Here is an 11,494-nt window from a genome sequence, read left to right as displayed (position 1 = left end):
GCGTTTTTCATGAAAGGGCTGGTGGATGGCATCCGATACGAAGAAAGAGAAACCGACTGGATCATATTTTGGATATCAATCCGTTTCCTATATTGAATGAAGCGGTTAAGGTAAGCACAGGATCACACACAGGATTGCATAATGGATGATCAAATCCTGATTATTGATGATGAAGATCTTCCCCAATCAGCACCGCGTCCCGCCGGCTGGAAGGTGATGATAGTGGACGATGAACCCGAAGTGCATCGCATCACCAAAATCACCCTGAACAAGTTTGAATTCGACGGCAAGCCGATCGATTTTCTGCACGCCTACTCTGCGGCTGAAGCCAAAGCCTTGCTCGCCCTCACCCCGGATGTCGCCCTGCTGCTGCTCGACGTCGTCATGGAGGTCGATCATGCCGGTCTCGAGGTGGTCAAGTTCGTGCGCGACGAGCTGCAAAACAAGATGGTGCGCATCGTACTGCGAACCGGTCAGCCCGGCCAGGCCCCGGAAGATGACGTGGTGACCAACTACGACATCAACGACTACAAAGACAAGACCGAACTTACCTCCCAGAAACTGCGCACCCTGTTGCGCGCCAGCCTGCGTTCTTACCGGGACATCCGAACCCTTGAGAGCAATCGACAGGGGCTGGAGAAGGTCATCGAGGCGTCCAAGGGGATCTTCGAGCAGCGTGCCCTGCGCCAGTTCGTCGAAGGAGCCCAGACCCAGCTCAGCGCCCTGCTCAATCTGGAAGAGTCCCAGATTTACGATGTGAAGCACCTGGCGTATGAGGTGCGGGATCAGGTGCTCGAGCCTCTGCTCAGCGATGGTCCCATGCTGCGCCTCGTCGATGCGCCGGAAATCCTGCGCTGTGCCATGGCCAAGGGAGCCAATGTCTACGATGGCAACCAGATGGTGCTCTATTGCCAGAATGCCCGTCATCACCTGCTGTTCCACATCGAGACCACTCGCCCGCTCAGCCAGATGGATACCGGGCTGCTCAGCCTGTTCACCGAAAACATCATAGTGGCGCTGGAGAATATCCGGCTCAACGAGGTGATCGGTGACAACCAGCGAGAGATCATCTATCGCATCGGCGAACTGGTGGAGAGCCGCTCGAAAGAGTCCGGCTTGCACGTCAAGCGGGTGGCCCTCTACACCGAACTGTTCTGCAAGCTGCTCGGCATGAATGAGGACAGGTGCGAGCTCATCAAGCGTGCCTCTCCCCTGCACGACATCGGCAAGGTGGGGATCCCGGACGCCATCTTGCACAAACCGGGCAAACTCACTCCCGAGGAGTGGGAGATCATGAAAACCCACGCCCAGCTTGGTCAGGACATGCTCTCCGGCAGTGATCTGGCCCTGTTCCAGATAGGCGCCACCATCGCGGGCAACCATCACGAGAAGTGGAATGGCAGCGGCTATCCCCGCGGGTTGAAGGGAGAGGACATTCCGCTGGAAGGACGCATCGTCGCCCTGGCGGATGTGTTCGATGCCCTGGGCTCGGATCGTTGCTACAAGCAGGCCTGGCCGCTGGATCAGGTGCTGGCGCTGATCAAGGAGGAGAAAGGAGAGCACTTCGACCCCCTCCTGGTGGACCTGATGCTGGCCAATCTGGAGAAGTTCCTCGATATTCGCGAGCAGTACAAAGACATCTATATCGGCGCTCACTGATATCGGGTTCACCCCGTCCACTTGCCACCATGAAGAAGCCGCCCATTGGGCGGTTTCTTTGCAATGTGCGCGGAATTATTGCTCCGGCAGATTGAGATCCAGTTTGGGGGTTGCTGGCGTCTCTTCAAGTTGCGCCTTCTGCGCCGCCATCGCCTTGTGCAGGGTGCGGCGCTTTTGCAGCAGAATGAAACCACCGGCCCCCAGCAAGAGCAGCAACACGCCACCTCCCCCCAGCGCCCAGGGCAGCCAGACCGGACTCTCCCGCTCCTCGAACCGGTCGGAGGTGGCGGCGGATGCAGGCATGGCCGCAGAGGGTGCGGGAGGGGGGGGAGGCGGTGCTATGGTGAACGACTTGGCCGGCAATTGCAGTTGCACCTCGCGACCGAGCCGGGTTGTTCCAAAGAGGGTGGCCTCCACCTTGTACTGCCCTGCCGCCTTGAGGGCGGAGAGATCCACGCCAAAACGCGGCGCTGTCGCCACCTCGTTGAACGTCATGCTACTGCCGCCGCCGTCGATGGCCTTGCCCTGGATGACCACGGAGGCGGGATCCAGTTCATCCACATCGATGACCAGAGAGAGCTTGGCTCCCCCCTCCCCGGAGGGGGGATTCAGGGAATAGCTGACCGGCCAGGGGTAGAGCAGCACCTGCTGTGACTGGGCTCGTGAGAAGACCTCATTGCCGGTGCTGAAGAGGGCTCGGTATTTTCCCGCAGGGACGTCCAGTACCGCCTCCGCGGTCAAAATACCGTCCCCCGGCACTTCGTCCACCCCCTTGCCATCATCCATGTAGCGTCCCAGGGTCTCCTCGAACACGGGATCCCCGCTCTGGCTGGCATCGTTGAACTGCTGCAGCTTGACGGTCATGCCCAGATCGGTGAGGTAGTAACCCGCCCCAGGCGCCGCGCCATCGATCAGCAGACGGGATTGCAGTTTGACACGCTCACCCTGATAGAGGCGGGCCGGCAGCGGCTCGCTCTCGACCTGGATGTCGGTGAGCAGGCGCACCCGATTGTCGGGGTCCACCTCCCCGATCGCCTGCCAGGGGCCGGGCATGGGGTCGCGGATGGTGATGAGATCCTGATCCTTGAGGGGCAACCAGCCCACGTCGGGCGGCTTGACCTTGCCCACATAGAGCTTGCTGCCATCGGGTCGCACCAGGATCACCGAGGGCGTCCCCGGCTTGCGCTTGATGATGAAGGTGATCTCCTTCACGCCGTAATCGATGCGAAAGCGGTTGTCGAGCAGAGGAATGTCGGAAGGCGCAAACACCTCGTTGGCCGCGGCCGGGAGGGAGGCCAGCAGCAGCAGCCCCCAAAGCGATCTCATTGCCGCCACAGGCAGGCACCTCCTTTTTTCTGTACCAGATCCAGCCTCGCTTCATGGACAGCCGCCACCTCGTCGCTCGCGCGAACCACCCTGAGCGGCGGGCGATTGCTCTCCAGACGACGAATGCCGGTATCCTGGCTGGTCTCGCTCTCGCTGGTTTCGCTCGCCAGATTGAGTTTGGTCTGGCCACCCGTCATCAGGAGGTAGACGTCCGCCAGGATCTCCGCATCGAGCAAGGCGCCGTGCAGGGTACGGTGAGAGTTGTCGATGCCGTAGCGATCGCACAACACGTCCAGGTTGTTGCGCTTGCCCGGGAAGAGATCCCGCGCCATCGCCAGGGTATCCGTGATGCCGCAGATATCCGCCGTCTTGAAGTTCAGACCGAGCTTGCTGAACTCATAGTCCATGAAGCTCACGTCAAAGGGGGCATTGTGGGCGATGAGCTCGGCGCCGCGAATGAACTCGATGAAATCGTCCGCTATCTGGCTAAAAGAGGGCTTGTCCGCCAGGAAGGCATCCGTGATGCCGTGCACTGCGATGGCCTCGGGGTCCACCAGCCGATCCGGCTTGATGTAGACGTGAAAATGGTTGCCGGTGAGTTTGCGGTTGATCACCTCCACACAGCCGATCTCGATGATGCGGTGCCCAAGATAGACAGGGCCGCCCGCGGTGTTCATGCCGGTGGTTTCGGTATCCAGAATGATCTGGCGATTCAGTTGGGGTGTGCTCATGATCAAATCCATGTCAAACTTCGGTTTTACTCGCTAGTTTACCCCAAGCCTCTCGCTAAAACAGATTGATTGCTCATGTTGAAACAGATTGATTTATTCACGGATGGCTCCTGCTTAGGCAACCCGGGCCCCGGCGGCTATGGTGCCGTCATGGTCTATGGCAAGCATCGCAAGGAGATCTCCGCCGGTTTTCGATTGACCACCAATAACCGGATGGAGCTGATGGCTGCCATCATGGGGCTGCGGACCCTGAACGAACCCTGCCAGGTGCGGCTCACCACCGACAGCCAGTATGTGCGCCAGGGGATCACCCAATGGATCATCGGCTGGAAGAAGAAGGGCTGGATGACCGCCAACCGTCAGCCGGTCAAGAACGTCGATCTCTGGCAGGCCCTCGATGCGGAAGTGGCCCGTCACCAGATCGAATGGCTCTGGGTGAAAGGACACTCGGGCCACCCGGAAAACGAACGCTGTGACGAGCTGGCCCGTGAGGCCGCCAGCGGCAAGCAGCTTGCCGAAGACAGCGGCTACCAACCCTGATGCCCGCTAGCCGCCCTGGCGCGCCATTCCTGGCGCGGCCATCGACTCCGGCAGCCGCCAGCGGCGACGCACCGGTGTCACGGGGAAACGCCGCTTGCGGGCGGCAATCACGTAAACAGACGCCAGGGAGCGGCAATAGTCCCGCCCCAGACTCTCCCGCCACCAGCCGATCTTGCTCTGCCTGCCCATGAAGGAGAAACCGAACCGCTCGTCGAACATCACCTCGCAGCCGAGCAGTTGCAGCCAGTCGGTCACCCGTGCGGGCGTGAACATGCGGGCAGACCAGGGCAGATGCCGCCGCATGAAGGGCAGATAGTGACCCAGCCCCACCAGGCTGAGCGGGTTGTAACCGCTGACAATGAGCCAGCCATCGTCGGTCAGCACCCGTTCTGCCTCCCGCAGCACCTGATGAGGATCCGGCGAGAAATCGAGGCAGTGAGCCAGCAGGCAGGCATCCACGCTCCCCGATCGCACCGGCAAGGCGAGCGGATCCCCCTGGATGTCCAGCAGCCGTCCGCCGGGGGCGACACCGATTTGATGGCGAATGGTGGAACAACCGCAGGAGAGTTCGGCGCTCAGGGCTCCTATCTTGAGCAAGTGATAGCCAAAGAGGTGGGGGCACCAGTTGTCGAGGCGCTCCTGAAGCTCGGCGGCCACCCAGTCCCCCAGGGGCAGTGCGGACCAACTGGTCGGAAGCGCGATCTGTTGTTCGGTACGTGCCAGTTGCATAATGGGACCAACTCGGGGGCGAATGCCATCCAGTTATATAAGATCCCTTCCTTAAAGAGAACACAAGAGACCTCGACCCATGTATACCGTCATCACAGTTCCCGCCTTCAGCGACAACTACATCTGGTTGATCCGTCATGAAAATCACTGTCTGGTCGTCGATCCGGGCGAGGCCGCTCCCGTGCTGGAACGGCTGGCTGCGCTGGATCTGGTGCTGGATGCCATCCTCCTGACCCATCACCACCGCGATCACGTCGGGGGCGTATCCGAGCTGCTGCAACACTTCCCCCACGCTCGCCTCTATGGTCCCAAGCATGACCCCATGCCGGACCATCACGGCCAGTGGCTCGACGACGGGGATCAGATCAACTGGCATGGCCTGAGTCTGGATGTCCTCCATGTGCCCGGTCATACTCTGGGGCATATCGCCTATTACGGCCAGGGCATGCTGTTTTGTGGCGATACCCTCTTCAGCGCCGGTTGCGGCCGTCTGTTCGAAGGTACCCCGGCACAGATGCACACTTCCCTGCAACGGCTCGCGGCACTGCCCGATGAGACCCTCCTTTATTGTGCCCATGAATACACACTCTCCAACCTGCGTTTCGCCCATGCGGTCGAGCCCGACAACCTGACGATCCAGCGGCAGATCGGCGTGATCAGCAAACTGCGTCAGCAGGGCCTCCCGAGTCTCCCCTCCCGGCTGGGAGATGAGCGGAATTTCAATGTTTTTCTGCGATGCGAGCAGGACTCGGTAAAATTTTCTGCTGAGAAATACGCCCTTAAATGCTTGGAAAATCCAGAGGATACCTTCGCTGTTCTGCGGGCCTGGAAGGACGTTTTTTGAACAAACCTTGATCAGGGGGGCATTGCCCCTTATGATGCGAGCTGTTTTTCCACAGATGACCTGAGCGAGATGAAGCTACGAACGGCCTTATTGGCAGCGCTGTTTCTCAGCGGCTGTCAAAACCTGAGCCATCAGGATGACCGGGCGGTAACGGCAATCGAGCCGATCAAATCCCCCCAAGTCAGCAAGAAAACGTACAAAAAACACTCTTCGCGGATGCTGTTCGGCGACGAACAGATAGAAGAGCTGGATGACACTGATAACCTGTGGGTGCGTATCAGCGATGATATGCAGCTGGACTCGCACGATAATGCCCGGGTTCGCCAACAGCGTGATTGGTTGTTGCGCAATGATAAGCATATGGCGACCATTGCCAGCCGGGCTGAGCCCTACCTGTATCTGATGGTAGAGGAAATCGAACGGCGTGAGCTGCCAATGGAGCTTATTACCATCCCCATGATCGAGAGCATGTTCGATCCCAATGCCCGCTCCCGCAGCAATGCGGTCGGTCTTTGGCAGTTCGTTCCTGCAACCGGCAAGAATTTCGGCCTGCGCCACGACAACTGGTACGACGGTCGACGCGATGTCCTTGCATCCACCAATGCCGCACTGGATTACCTGGAGTACCTGAACCGGTTCTTCGACGGTGACTGGCTGCAGACCCTGGCCGCTTACAATGCCGGTGAAGGTCGGGTGCGCAACGCCATCACCCGCAACGAACGGGCTGGTCGTCCGACCGACTACTGGTCGCTGGACCTGCCCCGCGAAACCCGGATGTATGTGCCCAAGATCCTGGCCATGGCCGACATGATCCGCAATGCGGACAAATACAATGTCACCCTGCCGGTGCTGGCCAACAAGCCACAATTGCGAACCATCAATACCGGTGGCCAGATTGATTTGAACGTGGCCGCCCAGCTGGCTGGCGTTTCCGCCTCCCAGCTCAAGGCGCTCAATCCTGCGCTCAAGCGTGGCATGACCTCGCCGCAGGGCCCTTACAACCTGCTGGTCCCCGTCGAGTACGCCGACACCCTGGAGCTGGCCCTGGCCGATCTGCCCCAGCGTGAACGTACCCGTGGTGTGCGCTCCTATCAGGTCACCAGTGGTGATACGCTGTCACGGATCGCCCAGAATCACGGGGTGACCGTGCAACAGCTCAAGCTGGCCAACAACATGCGTGGCAACAACCTGCGCCGTGGCCAGAGCCTGATCATCCCCAATGGCGGGCGCGCAACCCAGGTTGCCCAGAGCAAGCCGCAGCAGCTCGCCAGCCGCAGTGGTGGCAAGGTGAACTATCAGGTGCGCTCCGGTGACAACCTGTGGAGCATCAGCCAGGCACACGGGGTCACCCACGCCGACCTGGCCAAGTGGAACGGCCTGAACGCCAAGTCGGCCCTCAAGCCTGGCATGAAGCTGGTGGTCTGGCCCAAGCAGGGCAAGAGCAGCAACAAGTCCATGGTCTATCAGGTGCGCCGCGGTGATTCCCTCTCCTCCATCGCAGCCCGCTTCCAGGTCGCCGTCAACGATGTGATGCGCTGGAACCAGCTCGGCAAGAGTGACTATCTCAAGCCGGGTCAGGAGTTGACCCTGTTCGTGAAGAACAACAGCTGATCGCTCGTCGCAATCCAAAAAATACCCCGCTTGATGCGGGGTATTTTTTTGTCTGCATGAACCAGCGGCGACGCCGCTCTCCCCTGAGGGATGACTCAGGGAGTGATGGCCTGGGCCGCAAAGCGCGCCAGAATGGGGTTGTGGTCAGAGGCATCGGTAGCCGGTGAACTCACCTCCAGCAGATCCAGATTGCGATAGTAGAGGTGATCCAGCGGGCGGCCAAAAGCGGTGCGACGCAGATCAGGCACAGGTATGGCCTCCTGCAGGCCAAGCTCGCCCACCAGCTTGTTCAACCAGAACGCGCGCTTGTCGCTCCAGGTGTTGAAATCGCCGCCCAGGATGACCGGCCCCTGGTGGCGATGGATCAACGCAGTCAGATCGTTGAGCTGCTCGCGGAAGGTCGCCATGCCCAGTTCGAAATTGACCGCATGGAGATTCACCACCAGCACGCCGTCAGGATCCCCCTGCAAGGGATAGAGACTGACCAGACCTGACTTGGGGATACGCAGCAGGGGTTCGGGGGAACGGACGCCACAAACAAACGCCTGCGGCGTTTTCGCCACTGTCATCACGCCAAAGGAGACACCTCCCTGGGTGAAGGCCTGCAACTGCTGCCACTGGAAATCGCCTCTCTTCAGCCAGTCCAGCATCTCGGGCCGGGTCGCCGACTCTTGCAGCAGCACCAGATCCTGGGACTTGGCATACTCATCCAGCCCTTCCCGCCAGTTCTTGCGTTGTCCCTTGTAGAGGTTCCAGACGGTGATGCCAAATTCCCTCGGCAAGGCCGTGGAGGCGAGCGCCACCAGAGGTGGTCTGTCACAGCTTGCGCCAGGTATGATACCTGCCGCAGTCACCAGATGATCTTGATCCGGTACCTCGAAGCAACCGACCAGCCCCAACGTCAGCAGGGACGTTCCCAGAATCCGATAACTATTTTTCATTGGCTAACAATCACCTGCCTCTGCAAGACGACATGGCCCTCACACAGGCCACGGTCGCCGACTAGTCTCATTATTCGTGTCCGGCCCGACTCATCCAGAAGGAATTCAACGATGGCGAGACAGCACCAGTACCGCGTGACATTTTACGATCAACAGGGAACCTGTCATCAAGTGGAGCTTTCCACCGTCTATCAAATCAGGCGGGATCCCCAATGTGATCTCTGTCTGTTCGACACCCGGCAGTGCGTGGGGTCGGAAGAGATGCTGGAGCGCATGATACGGCAAAAAACCGGGCTTGAGCAGGAAATATCCATCATCAATGCCCAGCTCATCTGAGCAGACTCAGACCGGCACGGGGCGGGATTTGCCCTGATCGTCGATGGCCACATAGGTGAAGACGCCCTCGGTCACGCAGTACCGCTGGGCTTCGTTCTCCCGCAATACCGGCTTGACCCAGACCTCCAGTTTGAGTCGCATGGAGCTGCGACCAATCTTGAGGCAGCGACCGTAACAGCACACCACGTCACCCACCTTGACCGGGCTGTGGAAGGTCATCCCCTCCACCGAGACGGTACAGATGCGCCCTTTTGCCAGCTCCTTGGCCATGATGCCCCCACCTATATCCATCTGGGACATGATCCACCCGCCGAAGATATCGCCATTGGGGTTGGTATCGGCTGGCATTGCCAGGGTTCTCAGCAACAGCTCCCCATCGGGGTGGCGCTTGGTCTCTTCCATCATTACCGCTCTCTTTATCATGGATGGCGGCATGATAGGGGGCGATCCCCCCCTTGGCAAACCTCAATTGTCCCGGAGCGCGCGCCGTATCTGGTTTGCACGCCAGATGACCGACTCCGGGGCCCGGATGGCGACGACCCGTTCAACCCTTCAAGGCCGCCCCGTCCGCAAACCAGTGGGCCGGATCCGGCCAGCGATAGACGAAACCAAGCTGCTGGCAGATGCGCTGACCTTCGATAGGAGCAAACTCCCCCGTCGGCTCAACGAACTGCGGCGGCACCAGCCCGAGCAGGCGGCTCGCGAAGGGGTAGAGCTGCTCCCGGCGCGGGTGAACGGGGGCACTCAGATTGTAGGCATCCCCATCCTGCCCCCGGACCAGCATCAGCTCACAGGCGGCCACCACGTCGTCCAGATGCACCAGGTTCACAGCCTGCCCTCCCCCGGCCAGCGTCTTGCCCGCCAGAAAACGGCCGGGGTGACGGTCAGGACCATAGAGTCCGGCCGGGCGCAAGATCATGGCGCAGTCAACATGCCCTTCCAGCACGGCAAGCTCGGCCGCCCGCATCCGCAAGCCTCTGTCATGGGCTGGAGCGGGCGTATCCTCCTCCCCCTGTCCGGCCCCCCAGACCGAAGTCGCGCTGATAAACAGAACCCTCTGAACACCCCCCTCCCTCGCCTGTCGACACAGGCTGGCCACGGACGCCGGGTAATCACCGGTCTTGCTGGGGGGCACGCAGATCACCAGGTCATGACAGCGAAAAGGCAGTGATCCCATGTCAGGGGTAAGCAACAGCGGCCAGGCGGCAATACCCTCCCCCCGCAGCCGTTCAGCCTTTTCGGCCGTACTGACCGTCACCGCGATAGATTGCCCCTGCTCTTGCAATGCCCTCGCCAGGGGCAACCCCAGCCAGCCGGCGCCCACGATACCCGTCTGATACTCAAATTCGTTCGTCATACCCGGATCCTGACAAAAAAAAAACGGCCATCCAATGATGACCGTCGAAAGTAACGAAGGAAATAGCCGGATTAACCGGTTACCTCCCACAGCGGGAAAATCGGGAGCGCACGCTCCTAATTCGTGGGCCTATCCTAGTGGCAGCGCGGTCAAAAAGCTTTGAAGCGGATCACAGTTGAAAAGGATTTCTGAAAGCGCTTTCAATGTTTTGCAAAAAAGTCGACCCGCACGGGGCCAACTTCATGACTCAGGCCACAGATTCCCGCCGTACCAGTTCGGCTTCGAATTTGAGCGCCAATCCCTCTACCGGCTTGTGATCCAGCAGCCTCAGGGCCAGCTCAGCAGCCCGCTCTCCCATCTCCTCGATGGGGTAACGTACCGTGGTGAGCTTGGGATAGATGTATCGGGCATAGGGGATGTCATCAAAACCGACCACAGAGACCTGCTGGGGTATTTTGTAACCCCGCTCCAGCAGACAGGAGATGGCCCCCGCCACCATGGCATCGTTGAAACCAAGCACAGCGCTGAACTCGACGCCGCGCGCCAGCAGCTCGCTCATGGCCACATAGCCACCTTTTTCGTCGGCATAGGCACGGCCTATGAGGGCAGGATCCAGCTCGATACCTGCCCGTTGCAGGGCGAAGCGATAGCCGGCCATCCGCTGCTGACCATCCACAAACTCCTCGTCATCGGAGGTGACGAAGGCAATCTTGCGATGTCCCGCGTCCAGCAGATGCTGGCAAGCCGTGGTGATGCCGGCCTGGTTGTCCAGCCAGACGCAGCGATCCTCGCAGCCTGGCACCTGACGGTTGATGAAGACGATGGGGGTCGTGCCCGACGCCAGCTCGCTGAGCTCTTCGTCAGGCAGCGCCTTGCTGTGCAGGATCAGGGCATCACACTGGCGCTGCAGCAGCGCCTGGATGGCGTGCCGCTCACGGGCCGCGTCGTGGTTGCCGGACACCACGATGGTGAACTTGTTCGCCTTGTCGACCATGCTTTCGATGCCGCGCATCATCTGAGCGAAGAAGGGGCCGCCACACAGATCCCCCACCAGCACACCGATACAGTTGGAGCGTTTGCTCACCAGGGCCTGGGCGAAGCTGTTTGGACGAAAGCTGAGCTCCTTCATGGCCGCGAGGACAGCCTCGCGCTTCTCGGGCGCCACCTGCGCCGTGTTGTTGATCACTCGAGACACTGTCGAAATGGAGACATTCGCCAGCTGAGACACATCTTTGATCGTTGCCACTCTCGATTCCTTTGTTGGAAAAGCCTGTCAGTGATGATCGGGCATTATATCGAACCTGACAGACCAAGACGCGGCGCCCGATCACCTGACAGGTTTCCTTTTGTAACAAAGCTTAAGGGATGATAACCATTCTGGGGCAAGAATGGGAGGCAGCCGCGACAACGACTGCCCCCG

The 11,494-nt window shown here is 60.0% G+C and carries 13 protein-coding genes; 5 read left to right on the top strand and 8 right to left on the bottom strand.

Going from position 1 to position 11,494, the window contains the following annotated elements; genetic code table 11:
- The first annotated feature begins 141 nt into the window (after nucleotides 1-141).
- A complete protein-coding gene (locus tag AB5Y53_RS18075) occupies nucleotides 142-1,659 on the top strand; it encodes an HD domain-containing phosphohydrolase (RefSeq protein ID WP_039038835.1) in 1,518 nt (505 codons plus the stop codon).
- Nucleotides 1,660-1,734: 75 nt separating this feature from the next.
- On the opposite strand, the gene AB5Y53_RS18070 is transcribed toward AB5Y53_RS18075, so the two are convergent.
- Together AB5Y53_RS18070 and dnaQ are read right to left on the bottom strand one after the other, a co-directional pair.
- Nucleotides 1,735-2,985, bottom strand: coding sequence for a TIGR03503 family protein (locus AB5Y53_RS18070; protein WP_368182900.1), 1,251 nt, complete (start codon nucleotides 2,983-2,985; stop codon nucleotides 1,735-1,737).
- A complete protein-coding gene (gene dnaQ, locus AB5Y53_RS18065) occupies nucleotides 2,982-3,716 on the bottom strand; it encodes a DNA polymerase III subunit epsilon (RefSeq protein ID WP_041212726.1) in 735 nt (244 codons plus the stop codon). Before dnaQ ends, AB5Y53_RS18070 begins: the two co-directional genes overlap by 4 nt.
- Nucleotides 3,717-3,791: 75 nt before the next feature.
- Between dnaQ and rnhA the strand changes: the two genes are divergently transcribed.
- Nucleotides 3,792-4,256 (top strand): ribonuclease HI, encoded by a 465-nt coding sequence (rnhA, locus tag AB5Y53_RS18060; RefSeq protein ID WP_010674138.1) that lies wholly within the window; start codon nucleotides 3,792-3,794, stop codon nucleotides 4,254-4,256.
- Nucleotides 4,257-4,262: 6 nt separating this feature from the next.
- On the opposite strand, the gene AB5Y53_RS18055 is transcribed toward rnhA, so the two are convergent.
- Nucleotides 4,263-4,985 carry a class I SAM-dependent methyltransferase gene (locus tag AB5Y53_RS18055; protein ID WP_368182765.1) on the bottom strand — a complete coding sequence of 241 codons (723 nt, stop codon included), beginning with the start codon at nucleotides 4,983-4,985 and terminating at the stop codon, nucleotides 4,263-4,265.
- Nucleotides 4,986-5,064: 79 nt separating this feature from the next.
- On the opposite strand from AB5Y53_RS18055, the gene gloB reads away from it, so the two are divergent.
- On the top strand, nucleotides 5,065-5,829 hold the full coding sequence (gene gloB / locus AB5Y53_RS18050) for a hydroxyacylglutathione hydrolase (protein WP_368182763.1): 765 nt from the start codon (nucleotides 5,065-5,067) through the stop codon (nucleotides 5,827-5,829).
- An 87-nt stretch (nucleotides 5,830-5,916) separates the two neighbouring features.
- Here the strand turns inward: gloB and AB5Y53_RS18045 are convergent, their stop codons facing one another.
- On the bottom strand, nucleotides 5,917-6,189 hold the full coding sequence (locus AB5Y53_RS18045) for a hypothetical protein (RefSeq protein WP_010674135.1): 273 nt from the start codon (nucleotides 6,187-6,189) through the stop codon (nucleotides 5,917-5,919).
- Here AB5Y53_RS18045 and AB5Y53_RS18040 point away from each other — a divergent pair.
- Nucleotides 6,118-7,440 carry a LysM peptidoglycan-binding domain-containing protein gene (locus AB5Y53_RS18040; protein WP_223302529.1) on the top strand — a complete coding sequence of 441 codons (1,323 nt, stop codon included), beginning with the start codon at nucleotides 6,118-6,120 and terminating at the stop codon, nucleotides 7,438-7,440. The genes AB5Y53_RS18045 and AB5Y53_RS18040 overlap by 72 nt on opposite strands.
- Nucleotides 7,441-7,535: 95 nt before the next feature.
- Here AB5Y53_RS18040 and AB5Y53_RS18035 read toward each other — a convergent pair whose 3' ends face one another.
- Entirely contained in the window at nucleotides 7,536-8,381 is an 846-nt protein-coding gene (locus tag AB5Y53_RS18035) for an endonuclease/exonuclease/phosphatase family protein (RefSeq protein WP_368182762.1), read from the bottom strand.
- A 111-nt stretch (nucleotides 8,382-8,492) separates the two neighbouring features.
- On the opposite strand from AB5Y53_RS18035, the gene AB5Y53_RS18030 reads away from it, so the two are divergent.
- On the top strand, nucleotides 8,493-8,717 hold the full coding sequence (locus AB5Y53_RS18030; protein ID WP_368182761.1) for a hypothetical protein: 225 nt from the start codon (nucleotides 8,493-8,495) through the stop codon (nucleotides 8,715-8,717).
- 6 nt (nucleotides 8,718-8,723) lie between these two features.
- Here the strand turns inward: AB5Y53_RS18030 and yciA are convergent, their stop codons facing one another.
- The 3 genes from yciA to AB5Y53_RS18015 all read right to left on the bottom strand — a co-directional run bounded on the left by yciA (nucleotide 8,724) and on the right by AB5Y53_RS18015 (nucleotide 11,320).
- Entirely contained in the window at nucleotides 8,724-9,122 is a 399-nt protein-coding gene (gene yciA, locus AB5Y53_RS18025) for an acyl-CoA thioester hydrolase YciA (protein WP_029314261.1), read from the bottom strand.
- A gap of 139 nt (nucleotides 9,123-9,261) precedes the next feature.
- Complete coding sequence (locus AB5Y53_RS18020; RefSeq protein WP_368182759.1) at nucleotides 9,262-10,074, bottom strand: NAD-dependent epimerase/dehydratase family protein; 813 nt, start codon at nucleotides 10,072-10,074, stop codon at nucleotides 9,262-9,264.
- Nucleotides 10,075-10,321: 247 nt separating this feature from the next.
- On the bottom strand, nucleotides 10,322-11,320 hold the full coding sequence (locus tag AB5Y53_RS18015; protein ID WP_029314259.1) for a LacI family DNA-binding transcriptional regulator: 999 nt from the start codon (nucleotides 11,318-11,320) through the stop codon (nucleotides 10,322-10,324).
- Between the last annotated feature and the right edge of the window lie 174 nt (nucleotides 11,321-11,494).

It is taken from the genome of Aeromonas sp. R7-5, from assembly GCF_040908015.1.
Classification (GTDB): domain Bacteria; phylum Pseudomonadota; class Gammaproteobacteria; order Enterobacterales; family Aeromonadaceae; genus Aeromonas; species Aeromonas caviae.
The sequence above is the reverse complement of the archived record's forward strand: the minus strand, read 5'-3'. Positions and strand labels throughout refer to the sequence as shown.

Bases quoted from the DNA above. Each gene is read 5' to 3' on its own strand.
- AB5Y53_RS18075 (WP_039038835.1), top strand. From the start codon at position 142: ATGGATGATCAAATCCTGATTATTGATGATGAAGATCTTCCCCAATCA.
- AB5Y53_RS18070 (WP_368182900.1), bottom strand. From the start codon at position 2,985: ATGAGATCGCTTTGGGGGCTGCTGCTGCTGGCCTCCCTCCCGGCCGCG.
- dnaQ (WP_041212726.1), bottom strand. From the start codon at position 3,716: ATGAGCACACCCCAACTGAATCGCCAGATCATTCTGGATACCGAAACC.
- rnhA (WP_010674138.1), top strand. From the start codon at position 3,792: ATGTTGAAACAGATTGATTTATTCACGGATGGCTCCTGCTTAGGCAAC.
- AB5Y53_RS18055 (WP_368182765.1), bottom strand. From the start codon at position 4,985: ATGCAACTGGCACGTACCGAACAACAGATCGCGCTTCCGACCAGTTGG.
- gloB (WP_368182763.1), top strand. From the start codon at position 5,065: ATGTATACCGTCATCACAGTTCCCGCCTTCAGCGACAACTACATCTGG.
- AB5Y53_RS18040 (WP_223302529.1), top strand. From the start codon at position 6,118: ATGCAGCTGGACTCGCACGATAATGCCCGGGTTCGCCAACAGCGTGAT.
- AB5Y53_RS18045 (WP_010674135.1), bottom strand. From the start codon at position 6,189: ATGCTTATCATTGCGCAACAACCAATCACGCTGTTGGCGAACCCGGGC.
- AB5Y53_RS18035 (WP_368182762.1), bottom strand. From the start codon at position 8,381: ATGAAAAATAGTTATCGGATTCTGGGAACGTCCCTGCTGACGTTGGGG.
- AB5Y53_RS18030 (WP_368182761.1), top strand. From the start codon at position 8,493: ATGGCGAGACAGCACCAGTACCGCGTGACATTTTACGATCAACAGGGA.
- yciA (WP_029314261.1), bottom strand. From the start codon at position 9,122: ATGATGGAAGAGACCAAGCGCCACCCCGATGGGGAGCTGTTGCTGAGA.
- AB5Y53_RS18020 (WP_368182759.1), bottom strand. From the start codon at position 10,074: ATGACGAACGAATTTGAGTATCAGACGGGTATCGTGGGCGCCGGCTGG.